The sequence below is a fragment of the Nitrosospira sp. TNL300 genome (assembly GCF_055385915.1).
Genome location: NZ_AP041005.1, coordinates 2,452,076 through 2,465,297, shown reverse-complemented (window position 1 = coordinate 2,465,297; position 13,222 = coordinate 2,452,076). Strand labels below are relative to the sequence as shown.

Here is a 13,222-nt window from a genome sequence, read left to right as displayed (position 1 = left end):
CAGAAGGATCTCAATCCGGAGGGATCGGAGTTAATCGAGTCTGACATGATGCGGGGCCGTGGTCTTTTGAGTACCATGGGGGCACTCTGAATGAGTAGGAGTGGTTTTGTACACGCTGATATTCTCCTGTCCACACTACCGCTCAGAACGCCTCGACTGTTTCTCAAAATAAGCAGCAGCATCGAGAACCGGCTTCGGGTCGTCGCCTTGCTCCATGAGTATCTTTGCAGTCTCCCTGTAGCCCTTTGCCAGCGATTTCGCCTGTTCCAGAAATAACGACTCGTGCCCCCTCAGTTTGAGATCGTTCACTTGCTGCGTCTTTTTTCGATTCTCATCTTCCGCCTGCTCTATTGTTTTGGCTGTCTCATCAGTTTTTTCCGCAGCCGCATTTGCCAAATCAGCGGCGCCACCAGTACCTGAAAAGGAAAACACAAGCAACAGGGAGAGGAGAATGCCGTTCAAGCGAATGCCGTTTATTCCCGGAATTCCTCCTGGTTCCTCCTGACTGCTTACAAAAATCTGGAGGTCGCCAACGTTCATCGACTCAACCCTCTGTCGACCTCGTACGTCGTGGCCTTCGTATCCACGTTGATGTTTCCGATAAGCTGGCCGCCGTAAATCTCCCCCCCGGAAAGACCGGTGACACGAAGGTGAGGCACTGCTTTGTTTGCCAATAAAGTAACCCGGTTGGTTGTTCGATTCCATATTGCATCGATCTTTGCGGACCTGGCGTTAAGGCTTTCCGCTGTGTGGTCGCCGATTTCATAGTAAGGAAGATTTTTGACCGGCAGGCTGAACAATCGCTCATATTCAGTGAAGACTGCATCGAGCCAGTCAAATTGAAGCGTACTGCCATTTTTATCATACTGAGCAAGATTCGACTGATGAAAAAAATGCGGCCACCGGTTAAAGCTCAACATGTGCCGCACTGCGATATCCGCTTCGATTGAGAGAATTTCTCGGTAATCTCGGGGGGAGCAAACTGCTCCTTGCACTTCGCATGGATTTTGTCCAAATTCGGTAAATCGCTGATAATACATGTAGTTGTACTCGTCCTCCAGCTGGGAAGGATTTGTCACGTTATAAAAGATGTTGGTCCACCAACGCGGAAGCATCAGCCGATCCGTAGGACTGCCATCCTCGTACTGGGCAATGTATTGTTCAACGTTCTGCCCACGTCGTGATGTGTCGGCAGCGACATACTGGATACCTGCAGTCGCGGCCGCGTGAAGGAACAGTGGGTTCGCACCGCCCGCATCGAACGCTATATCGTCAACTTGTAGATCAAACAGTTCCGGATGCAACTCCTGCTTAATCGTGCATTTCGGGTCTTCCAAGCCGGAGTGCATGCCGCTGATGAGAACACGGCTGTTCTCGTTTCTTTCTGGAAGATCCAGAAGTTTCCACACGTCCCGGTTCCGAATGATTTCTGCCCGGATCGCCTCAGCATTCGTAAAAGTGTGGTAATCGCAGGGGGCATCAGCCGGAACCGGTGACTTGTCCATATCTGCATGCGTGAAGGTGTGGTTTATAAAGCGGAAGTGCATTTTATTGGCCACTATTGCTGCTACCAGATCATCTTTCCAGTTTGCAGCGAGCGGCATCGCCTGGGGATTCACCACCGCTCCCGCACCATTGAATGCGAAATCCAGCTTGAAATTCCCCGCCGTCGGATGTGCGGCCCGGAGGGCAACCTGTTTGCTTACCGCATTGGTTATATCAGAGCCGGTGAGGCGATAGGTATTGGCAGCGTTATTCTTATGAAGGGCAGGATTCCATTGAGTGCTAGGAAGAAACAGATCATCCACATGCGCAGCCAGATGGATGAAGCGCGCACCGATGAAAACTCCCTGGGTTGCCCAGTTGATGAACTCATAAGCCAGAACTTTGGAATGCATGAGAAACGAAGCATTCGTAATCGTCGAAATCAGCACTTCGCGCACCGGCGCGGGTTGATCAGGCTTCATGTACCGCACAATAGACAGCAGTGCTTCGTCCTGTCCGGTTCGTAAAAGCGGCTCGACATAGGGTATGGAGCCATCTTTCAGATGTTTCATATCGTTTCGGGGACGGGTCGCAAAGGCAAGGGATGTAATTGGAAGCGGATTATTCCTGTTTACGTATTCAAAGGCTTCCTTGCTGTACCTCTCCGGTATTGTCCACCGCGCATCATGATTGCGTCCGCTTGAGGAGTAGACGAGACCATAATCCAGATAGATGTCGTGAGGCGGCCTCGGATCCGCGTACGTGGCTGGCCAGCCTGACAATACCGCTTCCCGGACCCGGAAGTTTTTCTCGTAATTGTGCAGCAGATCCCATTCGGCCGGGGTGAAGCCTGGAACCAGGTCCGCGTCGGTGAGGATGACTCCATTGTAGTTGCCGACACAACCTGCCTCCTCGGCCTTGCAGGCCGTTCCCTGCGAAGAAGCAGCCAGAAACGCGGGCGTCAGATCCTGCGTCCTGGCATTCAGCACGACATATGGAACGCCCATTTCATCGAGGACAGGCTTGATATAGGCCAATCCCGGGTCTTCCGCCACCTCTCCTGTAGCAACAACCAGTATTCTCAGTTTGACAGCATTATCAGCGTGCGCTGGAGCCACGGCAATTGTGGTAAACAGCATGGCTATTGCAAGAAGCTTGCGCTTCATGAATGAAGTCTCCTTATCGCGAAACAAAATGTAACGATTTGACAAATCCTCCTGTTATTTAGGTTCCTTGCAAGTCATCTTCATACACCATCACTGTCTTGTTGTTCCGGCTGTTTTAAGAAGTTTGAAAAGCATTTTCCTTGCAGATGGAATCTGTTACGGTTCCAATTCTCAACCTGAATAACACCCAGGAGATAAGCATGCAAAGCATCCAAAGGATTACCCCCTGTTTGTGGTTTGATAATCAAGCCGAAGAGGCAGCAGAATTTTATGCGAGCATCTTCAAAAATTCCAGAATTACAAAAGTGAGCCACTATGGAGAAGCAGGGCACGAGGTTCACGGACAAGCGGCGGGAACGGTAATGACTGTAGCATTTGAGCTCGATGGGCAGGGATTTGTCGCTCTCAATGGCGGCCCGACCTTCAAATTCAATGAGGCCATCTCGTTTCAGGTCAATTGCGAAACCCAGGAAGAAGTGGACTACTACTGGGAGAGTCTTTCCGAAGATGGAGACGAAAAGGCGCAGCAGTGCGGTTGGCTCAAGGACAAATACGGTGTTTCCTGGCAAATCGTTCCCCGGATTTTATCCGAGATGATCAGTGATCCCGATTCTGGAAAATCCGGGAGAGTAATGGAGGTAATGCTTCAAATGAAGAAAATCGACATCGACAAACTCAAGCGCGCATTCAATGGGTAACCCCTTTGAACTCTACATAGCGAGAGAAGGAACAGATATCTATTGGCATCGCCTACATTGACTGACTATGAATTCCAGATATGGAAATATGAAAGAAAGGTAACCGGAAGACCAGGATCAGCGCTATTGGCGAGGGCCCAGTCCAACGCTGCGCGATCCACGCCCGTCTGTCCGCCTGAAACGATTTTTTGTATCACCCAACTTCAGCCTGTTCTGAGCTTGACCGAAAAATCCGCAATGCCGATTTTGAAGAGCAATTTGGCCGCTGCGTCGAGTGTTTTGAATTCACGCGTTTCGCGTTTGGAGGTCTCAAGCGGCTGGCCGTCGATCACGACCATGTAGCCGTCCGACATTACTGCGTAATGCACCTGCACCCGCTTTACCGCATTAGCGTTAAGCAAAAGCTTCACCTCACGCTCTATCATGCTTCCTTTCCTTTGGCCAGAGCGTCGGTAAGACCGGATGCAGCGTGTGCTTCAAACAAGTCCGGCTGATCAATCATCACCAGCAAATCGCCCGGCTTCACCTGCAAAAATTTGCAAAGTTTTTCCAACACGGCACGATCGAAACTGTTCACACGATCGTAGTAGTAGCGATCCACCGTAGCGCGAGCGATACCGGTTCCTCGGCACACATCCGCGACCTTGATGCGCTTGGCCCCGAGGATGATAGACAGTCGGCAACTGATCATTTAATAGTATTATTTGCTCTAAATCGAGTAAATAATACCATTATAGAAGTAAGATGCGCTAACGGCTTATTCAAAATCACAGTGCTACAGTCAATACAAGAGCCACCGTTGCCATTGACCCATAGCTTATTCTGAGGGGGAACGAATTCCCTCAATTTCAACTTCTCTACTCTTGTTTTGATACAGTAGAGGTGTCACAAGAAAGTAGCTCAGCTTGAGAACCGGCAGTGAGCGACAATAAGCAATCAATGCCAGGGAGCGCCGGTTCAGCCGTGGCAAAAAAAACAACACCAACCAGAACCTACAGCCACTAGAGGAAGGCACATCGTGAAATTCATCATCCTTGCCCTACTTGCCGTATTCATTTCCCCCGTAGCCCAAGCTGATCCACCACATCTCAGGGATCGACAAACAGGAAAATATCTGGGAACTCTGAGCGCGAATCCTTACGATCCAGATTCGGTCAACAATCCCTATGGCCGGTATGGGAGCTCATATAGTGCAGATTCCATTAACAATCCCTATGGGCAATACGGCAGCAGCTACAGTAACGACAGTCCCAACAATCCTTATGCCATGAATGCGCCGGGAATATATGGGAGTGGTGGAGACGACCGCGGCTATTAGCGATGGAAAATGCTACTCTGCCTAGACAAGACAAGTTATCGATAGAACTGGATTTAACATGTCTCGGAGATCGCGGCGAGACGCTTCCATTTCGCATAAGCCTACATGCCGACGCCATCACGCTATTAATTGCCGATGGGTTTTGCGGCGATCGTGTCTACGAGTTTTTGTCCATACGCCGTCATGGCGACATCAAACACTACCTCTGGGTACACCTAATTGAAGTTGCCGAGCGAATAAAGGAACGTTATCGATATGCACGTGAAGGCACGCGTTGGCCGGAGAACGAATGCCCGTTTCCAGCATGGGACCACGCTCTCTTTTTGACTTGGGATGAATACCCCGAGGAATGTGTCTGGCATCAGGCAAAGGCATTGCCTACTTCAAGGGGGAACGGCGTAACTCTTCCATTATCAAATGAAACGTTCTGCAATGCGTTTCAAATCAGACCGCCAGCAGAGGTCCCTTCAGCTTGATGATTTGGAGGAGCGGGTAATAAATCGGAATACAACTCTTACCAAACAACCTCATAACCGCTACTCCTTCCACCTTTGTCCGTCGGAACGAGGCAGCCCTTCTCGACCAATTCGGAAAGTTCGCGATAAGCCGTGGCACGGCTGGTCTTGGTAAGGCTCATGTATTTACGGGTGTTGACGCCACCCTCGAAGCCGTTTCTTCCGGCATCGAGCAGGCGGTTTAGCACCTTGCGCTGGCGCTCGTTGAGGTTGGTATTTTGATGACGCAGCCAGAATTTGGCTTTTGCAAGTGTATTGGCAACCGTTTTCTCTGCGGTCATGGCCGAAGCTTCGACTTGGGTCAGGAACCAGGTCAGCCAGGGGGTTACATCAATGCTTCCGCGTTGCGTGCGTTCGAGAACGTCGTAGTAGTTCTCTCGCTCGCGCAGGATTTGCGCCGACAGGCTGAAAAAACGCATCGGCTGACGTTCGTCCTGGGCCAAAACCATATCCGTGATGGCGCGTGCCAGCCGGCCGTTCCCGTCTTCAAAAGGATGCAGCGTGATGAACCACAGATGCGCAAGGCCAGCACGGACCAATCCGTCCAGGTCGGGTGGAGGTTTGGCAAACCCTTCGTTGAACCAGACCAGAAACTGATCCAGTTCCTGCTCCAGTCCCTCGCGCGGCGGGGCGGTGAAATGGATACGCTCCCGGCCCATCGGTCCCGAGATGACCTGCATCGGCTCATCCCCTCGCAAGGTACCGGTTCTGATCCTGTGTAATCCGGAGTAGCCGGTCGGGAAGAGGGAGGCCTGCCAGCCGAACAGGCGCTCTTTCGTCAATGGTGAGGTGAAGTGACGTGTCGCGTCCAGCAGAACTTCGATCAAGCCATCCACCGCGCGAGGTGGAGTTGGCAAACCGGCAGTTGGCAAGCCGAGGTGGCGAGCAACCGACGAGCGAACTGCATCCACATCCAGACGCTCGCCTTCGATTGCGCTTGTGGTGACGGCATTTTCCACCAGGATGGCGGCAACCGCTTCCAGTGTCAGGTCAGCATCGAGCAATTGTGTTGCACCGAGCACCTTTCCCTGCGCCAGCCTTGCACGAGCCAATACTGAGGCCAGTGTTCCCTGGTCCCAGCGGAACACTGGCCAATCGGATTGCTGCCAAATCCACTCTTGAAGTCCGGTTTGAAGCGCTTCCATGCCTTATTCGCTCCGTATAATGAAGCGATTATGTTCCTTAAACGCTTCAACAACAAATCCGATACCTGACGGAACAGTGCCCTTGACAGGACTTGTCCTGAACCCGTTCGCGCTTCGACAAGCTCAGGGCCAATGGAGACGAAAGGGCTCAAGGCAAACGGGATGGTTCGATCAAGAGCGATTGTCCTCTTCATCGTTGACCGTTCGTCTATGCCAGATCAACTCGCCGTTCCTGTACACTTCCCTGATCCGGTGAAGGGGGACCTCACGAGTACGTCCCTCCTGATCGGTAAAGCGGAAAAAGAAATGATCATTTGATGTGAGCTGCATCTGCTGTAGTGGAACCTGTATGATTTCCCCACTCTTGCGATCGTAGTATCCGATCACGAAATTACCTTGTCCGAATGACTCATCCCAGCGAATCTGGCTGAGCAGGTCTTGTATGGGAGTCATGAAGCTTCCTTTTCAGGCAGATAGCCAGCCGCGTCAGCTTCCGGAAAGAATTGCATCCATTCCGGTCATGTGATTTTTGATGCTACATTGAATTGTAGGTCGAAAACCTATTGTTCCTGACCGTATCAACCAAAGAGGTCGAAATGCGGGAGATCGATGGTTCCTATGGAGAAGGTGGCGGCCAGTTGCTCCGCACGTCAGTCGTGCTTGCGGCGATAACGGGACTATCGGTTCATGTGTACAACATTCGCGCAAAACGTTCCAATCCCGGTCTTGCGCCTCAACATCTGACCGCCGTAAAGGCAGTGGCAGCGCTTTGCAGCGCGCAGACGGAAGGGGTGGAAGTCAAATCGCAGGAAATCATTTTTCGACCCGGCCCCTTGCGCGGGGGTGAATACGACTTTCCTGTGGGAACGGCAGGCAGCGTTACTTTGGTGCTTCAGGCAGCACTTCCGGCTGCCATGGCATGCGGAGAAAAGCTGCGGATGAGCATTTCCGGTGGTACCGATGTTCGCGCTGCGCCCCCTCTGGATTACTTCCGCTACATATTGCTGCCGCTGGTTTATAGCATGGGCGCCAGGGCGAAGATCGAAGTGCTGCTGCGGGGGTATTATCCCCGCGGCGGAGGAAAGGTGGTCGTGGACGTAGAGCCTTGCCTGCCTTTGCGTCCGCTGATCCTGAACACACCGGAAGGGCTGGAGGGTATAACCGGTTTTGCACACATTTCAAACCTGCCCAGGCACATCGTCCATCGCATGGCTAATGCGGCACTGGCGGAACTTTCGACCTTTCCCACGCCAGCCGTTGGCCTGGAGGTATTCGGGAAGGATGAAGCAATAGGCGAGGGCGGAGCAGTGCTTCTGACCGCGCACAAGGAGCATAGCCGCCTGGGGGCGTCTGCCGTGGCAGAAAGAGGCGTGCGAGCCGAACGGCTCGGTGCTGAGGCGGGAAAGCGTTTGCGCGAGGAAATCCTGTCCGGTGCAACGCTGGATATTCATGCGGCAGACCAGGTATTGATCTACCTCGCGCTGGCGAGTGGCGCGTCCTGCTTTCTCACGAGAGAACTCTCCTCCCACGTCGCAACAACCATTTGGCTGCTGGAACAGTTTCTGCCGGTGCGCTTCCAGGTCACACAGGAAGCACATTTGATTCGCGTCCGCGCAACGCCGGAATTCAATAGCAGATCAAGCTTTTTGTGGCGATAAGAGGATTTACCGGGCGGAACCCGGCCTACTACTGTCGGTACGCTTTCAGGTCATCGGGAAGCACATTTGATCGCATCAGTGCAGACCAAGCAGGAGTGGTGCCAATAGTAGGTCAGGTTCCACCTGGCGACAGTTGGACAATCTCCATGCTAAAAACATAATTCATGCGACATTCTGCATCTGGCTTGTTGACGTTCATGCTGGAGGAACCCCTGTACAAATCCTTGCGGACGCGACGACAGCTTTGCGGGATGGGATGCGCGAAAGGCGACGAAGCGAATGGTGCGACCGCGGAGAGAGGAGCAGTGTCTTCCGAAGGAAGATGCGACCTCGAAGCGGGATGCTGACGTCCCAGATTTGGTCTTGCGCTGTCGTTACGACCCGAAGCTGCCCGATCCCGCTTTGCGGGTCCCTCGGTCAACGCTTCGGGGCGTCCTTCGCAAGGAGCCTGACAAAGCAGACCCCCTGCAAAGCCTCGTCCCAAAGGGTTGCAATAAAATCGGGCGCTCCCGTCGTTGCACTCCTTGGCATCGTAGGCCAAGCTACGACCTGCGTCGTGCGCCTTGTGATCATCCCGATTTTACAGCACCGCGCTCCACAAGGACTTGTTCAGGGGTTCCTTCACGTGTTGGCTGCGTCCACGTTTGGCTCTTCTGGTATTTCTGATGAAATTACCTATATTGAAAATACCAGCTCATCGAGCGGCCAGCTTTTAGCTTGGAACAACACATGTGCGAGGAAAAAAATGGCTGAGCAGCGTGAAACTTATAAGGGTCGGGAGATTGTTGTTCGAACAGGGGAAGACGCACCAGCAGAAGGCGCCGCGGGATTGGAGGCAGCGGGGGCGGGAAGGGCAGGTGGAGAGGCAGTAGACGTGAGGATTGATGGAAAGCACGTTTTCATTATAAAGAATTCATCCGACTCGTATATCGCATCCGGCTTCGCTTTCGATCCGCAACCTTCGCCTATGGACCTGGCGCGGAAAATTATCGATTACCGTGAGGCGGGGAGATAAAAATGGGAACCCGAAAGAATCAATCCATGTTGACAGTCGCGGAGAAAGCGGCCTTTGTTGCGGCGGTAAAAGCGCTCAAGGCAAATGGCGCCTATGATGTATTTGTGGCCCAGCACCGTACCGCCTTTCTTGCCGGTGTGAACGATCCGGCACACGGCGGCCCCGCCTTTCTGCCCTGGCACAGGGAGTATCTCCGCCGGTTCGAGCGTGCCCTTCAGCAGATCGATCCCAGTGTTTCCATCCCGTATTGGGACTGGACAGTTGACCGCACGACGAATGCCTCCATCTGGAATGCGAATTTCATAGGTGGAAATGGAACGGGCCCTGGCGGACGTGTGATGACGGGTCCGTTCGCCTTTTCCACAGGACAGTGGACGCTTACTGTCCTGGACCCCGGCGACACAGATAATTTCCTCACCCGAGCCTTCGGCGCGATGGGGGCGCTGCCCACCCAACAGGGAGTGAATACCGCCATCAATATCGTGCCCTATGATTCAGCACCCTGGAATCGTAACAGCAGCATGAACACGAGTTTTCGGAATCATCTCGAGGGTATTATCCACAACCCCGGCCATATGTGGGTAGGTGGCTCGATGATGGCAATGTCATCCCCCAACGATCCGGTGTTCTGGCTGCATCATTGCAATATTGATCGGTTGTGGGCAGTATGGCAGCGAGAAAATCCGGGGCAGAATTATCGTCCACCGAGCGGCACAGCGGGCGTGGTGAACGGCCATGGACTGGATGACCCGATGCCGCCGTGGAACAACGAAGCTTCGCCGCCTACGCCCCGAGATGTTCTCGATCACCATGCGCTTGGCTACACCTACGATGACGAGGAAGAGGAACCTCCGCAGGTCGTGCCGCTGACCGTAGATGCGGCCCCGTTTGCCGCTTCCATAGGCCAGACGGGAGAAGTGGACGTATACAGCTTCGTTGCCTCAAGTCAGGGGAATTATGTCATCGAAACCGAGGGTTCCACCGATGTGGTGGCAGCCCTGTATGGTCCGAATGATGCCAACGCACTCATTGCCGAGGATGACGACAGCGGCGCTGGCCAAAATTCGCGTATTGCACGAGACCTGGCGCCGGGAACATATTATGTTCGCATAAGGCACTATAGCGGCTCATCCACTGGAAGCTACCGTATTTCAGTGCGAGGGTCAGGAGGGCCGCAGCCGGGTATCCAGACCATTCAGATAAACGGCCCGGCAGTGCAGGGCACACTCTCCGCCAACGAGAGGGACTTGTATACCTTTACTGTCGGGACGCCCGGATCGCATACCGTAGAAACCGCAGGCAGCACCGATTGCTTCCTCACGTTATTTGGCCCCGACAGTCAGACCACCGTCATTGCCCAGGACGATGACAGCGGTCCGGGAACCAATTCGCGGATCGTGCGAAACCTTGATGCCGGCGTCTACTATGTTCAGGTCAGGCACTACAGCCCGACCGGTACAGGGGCGTATAGCGTTTCCATCAGAACATGACAGGAAACGCGACCGGGTTCTTTCGACTTCCTGATGGCGGGCCTGAGTGAAAGGCATTCTGGCGCTCATGGTTCTTCTTCTTGCTGGCTGCAGCTCGACAATCGCACCCAAACTTGGCGGAAACGGTGACAGCCCAGGCGTCTATACCATCACAAATTTATACGATGGCACCCAGGCATCAAAAGATAGGCTTGCAGGATGGATGGATACCGAGGCGCAAAAGGTATGCCATTCACCCTATTCGCTGATTTCGGAAGAATCAGTTCCGACCATCAACCGGTTGGGCGAAGCGACGTTTTCGCGCCTTGTCTGGAAAATCAGGTGCCGGGGGCAGGTGAGCGAATGAGGTTTTCAGGGGCTGTCTTCTCGCGTCTGATTTGAGGCAGTCCGACCTATTTCAGGATTTTCAAAGCACCTCTCAGCTGCCTTCATCCGCTTCCTGAACCGCTTACAAAATTACTTCCCGCCCAGCCGGCCAGGCGTCATTCCGCCTGTCCCTATGCTGCCTGATGTATGATGCCATGCTTCGCCTCACCCACACAGCGATGCCAGGCAAACTCCAGAAAACTCTCCCGACAAAAAATCTCCCGCTGATACATCAAATAGTGCCTGTATTTGTGCTGGCTTCTTTCGCCGTACTTGTGCCCTTTCTGTGGCAGGGGCACAAGGGATTCAATCTGTGGAATGAAGGTTACCTATGGTACGGGGCTCAGCGGGTATTGCTGGGGGAGGTGCCTCTGCGCGATTTCATGTCCTACGATCCTGGCCGCTATTATTGGTCGGCAGCTCTGATGAGCTTGTGGGGCGACAATGGGATCATGGCTTTGCGTAACGCAGTGGCGGTGTTCCAGGCGATAGGCTTGTTCACGGGTCTGCTGCTGATCGTACAAAAGAGCGCCGTGCGCATCATAGAATCCTCGCAAGGAAACCTGCGACTTCAGTCGCGGGAGGAATTGCGTAATTGTTACAAGGTTTAGGTATTTCTTGTAAAATGCCTGAATGGAAGTTAAACGTGCCTACAAATTCCGGTTTTACCCGACGCCGCAGCAAGCGGAAGTTCTTGCCAGGACGTTCGGCTGCGCGCGTTTCGCCTACAACCACATGCTTCGCCAGCGCACTGACGCATGGTTTCAGCGAATGGAGAAGGTCAACTACAACCAGACTTCTGCGATGCTCACGGCACTCAAGAAAACTCCTGAGCATGCCTGGTTGAATGAGGTTTCCAGCGTCCCGGTACAGCAATCCCTGCGGCATTTGCAAACCGCTTTTTCCAACTTCTTTGCCAGGCGCGCCGGATACCCGGCATTTAGGCACAAGGACGGCGCCCAGGCGGCTGAGTACACGACCAGCGCGTTCAAATGGGACGGCAAAGCACTGAAGCTGGCGAAGATGGACAAATCTCTGAATATCCGCTTCTCGCGCACCATCCCGAAAGCGGTTGTCGTTTCCACCGTCACAGTCAGCAAGGACACGGCCAACCGCTATTTCGTGTCCATGCTTTGCACGGATCAAGTCACCGCCAAGAACAAAGCAGTCGGAAAGGTTGGCATTGACCTGGGCCTGACTCACTTCGCCATCCTCTCGACCGGCGAAAAGGTTGCTTCGCCCAACACATTCCGCAGGAATGAAACCAGACTGGCAAAGCTGCAACGCAGGCTGGCGAAAAAACAGAAAGGCTCCGCAAACCGGCGTAAGGCAAGGTTGAAAGTAGCCCGGTTGCACGCGAAGATTACCGATTCGCGCAGGGACTTCCTGCACAAACTTTCGACACGGCTGATAAACGAAAACCAAGTAATCGCCATCGAAAGTCTTGCTGTCAGCAACATGCAGAAGAACCGCTGCCTGTCGAAGTCAATCAGCGATGCAGGCTGGTCTGAATTCGTGCGGCAGCTTGAGTACAAGGCGCACTGGTATGGACGCGAACTGATCGGCATTGACAAATGGTATCCCTCGTCAAAACGCTGCTCCGGGTGCGGACATACCGCAAAGGCCATGCCTTTGAAGGTGCGCGAATGGACTTGCCCTGAATGCGGCACGATGCACGACCGCGACATCAATGCAGCGCGCAATGTTTTGGCCGCCGGACTGGCGGTGTCAGCCCATGGAGAAACTGTAAGTCCTGTTTGCATGTAAATGTAGAAGGCTGGGTTCTGTGAAGTGGGAATCCTCCGTCTTCAGACGGGGGAGGATGTCAAGTTCCCGGGTTTTCTCTACCTGTTGCTTTCGGCAATCACTCTCATGGTGTGGATGTACCCGCGCCATAAGCTGTTCGATATTTCACTGTCCATTCTTCTCGTTGGCGTATTGGCCTTTCTGGTTCAATATCCGGCGCGGCTACGTTACTTCGTTGCAAAGTTGTTTCGCCCGTCCTGGTGGCTTCGGTGTTCCTCGGGTTGCCCTATGCACATTATGCATATTCCCGTGCCGATGTCGGGCACCTTGCCCAAAGCATCTTTCCGTTATTGATCGGCTGCCTCGTACTGCTGGCCCCGCAGCGTGCGAAAATCAAATGGCCTTTCGCAGTGGCGTTATGCGCTGCGAGCCCCGGCTTTGTTCTGATATACGATCTTCCCCTCGATGGACGGGAGGAATTACGCTTTCGTAATACGCATCCTCTTATTTACAGCTACATCATCGAACACTTCGACCAAGTGCCTGATTCACCCAATCCCGCCTACCAGATCTATACGAGTAGAAAGCGAGCCAAGTAGTTGGCAGCCAGGCCCAGGCCT

Annotated in this window: 17 protein-coding genes; 10 read left to right on the top strand and 7 right to left on the bottom strand. The window is 53.4% G+C overall.

Annotated features, from left to right (window positions below; genetic code table 11):
* Positions 1–135: 135 nt before the first annotated feature.
* Both ACZ5BW_RS11275 and ACZ5BW_RS11270 read right to left on the bottom strand, forming a co-directional pair.
* The gene (locus ACZ5BW_RS11275) at positions 136–540 is read right to left on the bottom strand and encodes a hypothetical protein (RefSeq protein ID WP_464539970.1); all 405 of its coding nucleotides are present in this window, start codon (positions 538–540) and stop codon (positions 136–138) included.
* Complete coding sequence (locus ACZ5BW_RS11270) at positions 537–2,651, bottom strand: Agd3-related carbohydrate deacetylase (RefSeq protein WP_464539968.1); 2,115 nt, start codon at positions 2,649–2,651, stop codon at positions 537–539. Before ACZ5BW_RS11270 ends, ACZ5BW_RS11275 begins: the two co-directional genes overlap by 4 nt.
* A gap of 200 nt (positions 2,652–2,851) precedes the next feature.
* Here ACZ5BW_RS11270 and ACZ5BW_RS11265 point away from each other — a divergent pair, with 200 nt between their 5' ends.
* Positions 2,852–3,349 (top strand): VOC family protein, encoded by a 498-nt coding sequence (locus tag ACZ5BW_RS11265; protein ID WP_464539966.1) that lies wholly within the window; start codon positions 2,852–2,854, stop codon positions 3,347–3,349.
* Positions 3,350–3,414: 65 nt separating this feature from the next.
* On the opposite strand, the gene ACZ5BW_RS11260 is transcribed toward ACZ5BW_RS11265, so the two are convergent.
* The 3 genes from ACZ5BW_RS11260 to ACZ5BW_RS11250 are packed head-to-tail and all read right to left on the bottom strand — an operon-like array spanning position 3,415 to position 4,040.
* Positions 3,415–3,510 (bottom strand): hypothetical protein, encoded by a 96-nt coding sequence (locus ACZ5BW_RS11260; protein WP_464543696.1) that lies wholly within the window; start codon positions 3,508–3,510, stop codon positions 3,415–3,417.
* A 42-nt stretch (positions 3,511–3,552) separates the two neighbouring features.
* Entirely contained in the window at positions 3,553–3,774 is a 222-nt protein-coding gene (locus ACZ5BW_RS11255; protein WP_464539964.1) for a hypothetical protein, read from the bottom strand.
* Positions 3,771–4,040, bottom strand: a complete 270-nt coding sequence (locus ACZ5BW_RS11250; RefSeq protein ID WP_464539962.1) for a helix-turn-helix domain-containing protein — start codon at positions 4,038–4,040, stop codon at positions 3,771–3,773. The genes ACZ5BW_RS11255 and ACZ5BW_RS11250 overlap by 4 nt, the downstream gene beginning before the upstream one ends.
* Before the next feature lie 327 nt (positions 4,041–4,367).
* Here ACZ5BW_RS11250 and ACZ5BW_RS11245 point away from each other — a divergent pair, with 327 nt between their 5' ends.
* Together ACZ5BW_RS11245 and ACZ5BW_RS11240 are read left to right on the top strand one after the other, a co-directional pair.
* Positions 4,368–4,667, top strand: coding sequence for a hypothetical protein (locus ACZ5BW_RS11245; RefSeq protein ID WP_464539960.1), 300 nt, complete (start codon positions 4,368–4,370; stop codon positions 4,665–4,667).
* 2 nt (positions 4,668–4,669) lie between these two features.
* Positions 4,670–5,143 (top strand): hypothetical protein, encoded by a 474-nt coding sequence (locus ACZ5BW_RS11240; protein WP_464539958.1) that lies wholly within the window; start codon positions 4,670–4,672, stop codon positions 5,141–5,143.
* A gap of 38 nt (positions 5,144–5,181) precedes the next feature.
* On the opposite strand, the gene ACZ5BW_RS11235 is transcribed toward ACZ5BW_RS11240, so the two are convergent.
* Positions 5,182–6,327, bottom strand: coding sequence for a Fic family protein (locus ACZ5BW_RS11235; RefSeq protein ID WP_464539956.1), 1,146 nt, complete (start codon positions 6,325–6,327; stop codon positions 5,182–5,184).
* A gap of 171 nt (positions 6,328–6,498) precedes the next feature.
* On the bottom strand, positions 6,499–6,780 hold the full coding sequence (locus tag ACZ5BW_RS11230) for a DUF504 domain-containing protein (protein WP_464539953.1): 282 nt from the start codon (positions 6,778–6,780) through the stop codon (positions 6,499–6,501).
* A 143-nt stretch (positions 6,781–6,923) separates the two neighbouring features.
* On the opposite strand from ACZ5BW_RS11230, the gene rtcA reads away from it, so the two are divergent.
* From rtcA to ACZ5BW_RS11195, 7 genes are all read left to right on the top strand, one after another.
* Complete coding sequence (gene rtcA / locus ACZ5BW_RS11225; RefSeq protein ID WP_464539951.1) at positions 6,924–7,985, top strand: RNA 3'-terminal phosphate cyclase; 1,062 nt, start codon at positions 6,924–6,926, stop codon at positions 7,983–7,985.
* Positions 7,986–8,730: 745 nt separating this feature from the next.
* On the top strand, positions 8,731–9,000 hold the full coding sequence (locus ACZ5BW_RS11220) for a hypothetical protein (protein ID WP_464539948.1): 270 nt from the start codon (positions 8,731–8,733) through the stop codon (positions 8,998–9,000).
* A gap of 2 nt (positions 9,001–9,002) precedes the next feature.
* Positions 9,003–10,490, top strand: coding sequence for a DVUA0089 family protein (locus tag ACZ5BW_RS11215; protein WP_464539946.1), 1,488 nt, complete (start codon positions 9,003–9,005; stop codon positions 10,488–10,490).
* Positions 10,491–10,536: 46 nt separating this feature from the next.
* The gene (locus ACZ5BW_RS11210) at positions 10,537–10,836 is read left to right on the top strand and encodes a hypothetical protein (RefSeq protein ID WP_464539944.1); all 300 of its coding nucleotides are present in this window, start codon (positions 10,537–10,539) and stop codon (positions 10,834–10,836) included.
* Positions 10,837–11,011: 175 nt separating this feature from the next.
* A complete protein-coding gene (locus ACZ5BW_RS11205) occupies positions 11,012–11,467 on the top strand; it encodes a hypothetical protein (protein ID WP_464539942.1) in 456 nt (151 codons plus the stop codon).
* 22 nt (positions 11,468–11,489) lie between these two features.
* Entirely contained in the window at positions 11,490–12,623 is a 1,134-nt protein-coding gene (locus ACZ5BW_RS11200) for an RNA-guided endonuclease TnpB family protein (protein WP_464539940.1), read from the top strand.
* A 248-nt stretch (positions 12,624–12,871) separates the two neighbouring features.
* Positions 12,872–13,201, top strand: a complete 330-nt coding sequence (locus tag ACZ5BW_RS11195) for a hypothetical protein (RefSeq protein WP_464539938.1) — start codon at positions 12,872–12,874, stop codon at positions 13,199–13,201.
* The last annotated feature ends 21 nt before the right edge of the window (positions 13,202–13,222 follow it).

Bases quoted from the DNA above. Each gene is read 5' to 3' on its own strand.
- ACZ5BW_RS11270 (WP_464539968.1), bottom strand. From the start codon at position 2,651: ATGAAGCGCAAGCTTCTTGCAATAGCCATGCTGTTTACCACAATTGCC.
- ACZ5BW_RS11220 (WP_464539948.1), top strand. From the start codon at position 8,731: ATGGCTGAGCAGCGTGAAACTTATAAGGGTCGGGAGATTGTTGTTCGA.
- ACZ5BW_RS11235 (WP_464539956.1), bottom strand. From the start codon at position 6,327: ATGGAAGCGCTTCAAACCGGACTTCAAGAGTGGATTTGGCAGCAATCC.
- ACZ5BW_RS11200 (WP_464539940.1), top strand. From the start codon at position 11,490: ATGGAAGTTAAACGTGCCTACAAATTCCGGTTTTACCCGACGCCGCAG.
- ACZ5BW_RS11265 (WP_464539966.1), top strand. From the start codon at position 2,852: ATGCAAAGCATCCAAAGGATTACCCCCTGTTTGTGGTTTGATAATCAA.
- ACZ5BW_RS11275 (WP_464539970.1), bottom strand. From the start codon at position 540: ATGAACGTTGGCGACCTCCAGATTTTTGTAAGCAGTCAGGAGGAACCA.
- ACZ5BW_RS11205 (WP_464539942.1), top strand. From the start codon at position 11,012: ATGCTTCGCCTCACCCACACAGCGATGCCAGGCAAACTCCAGAAAACT.
- ACZ5BW_RS11255 (WP_464539964.1), bottom strand. From the start codon at position 3,774: ATGATAGAGCGTGAGGTGAAGCTTTTGCTTAACGCTAATGCGGTAAAG.
- ACZ5BW_RS11215 (WP_464539946.1), top strand. From the start codon at position 9,003: ATGGGAACCCGAAAGAATCAATCCATGTTGACAGTCGCGGAGAAAGCG.
- ACZ5BW_RS11230 (WP_464539953.1), bottom strand. From the start codon at position 6,780: ATGACTCCCATACAAGACCTGCTCAGCCAGATTCGCTGGGATGAGTCA.
- ACZ5BW_RS11250 (WP_464539962.1), bottom strand. From the start codon at position 4,040: ATGATCAGTTGCCGACTGTCTATCATCCTCGGGGCCAAGCGCATCAAG.
- rtcA (WP_464539951.1), top strand. From the start codon at position 6,924: ATGCGGGAGATCGATGGTTCCTATGGAGAAGGTGGCGGCCAGTTGCTC.
- ACZ5BW_RS11240 (WP_464539958.1), top strand. From the start codon at position 4,670: ATGGAAAATGCTACTCTGCCTAGACAAGACAAGTTATCGATAGAACTG.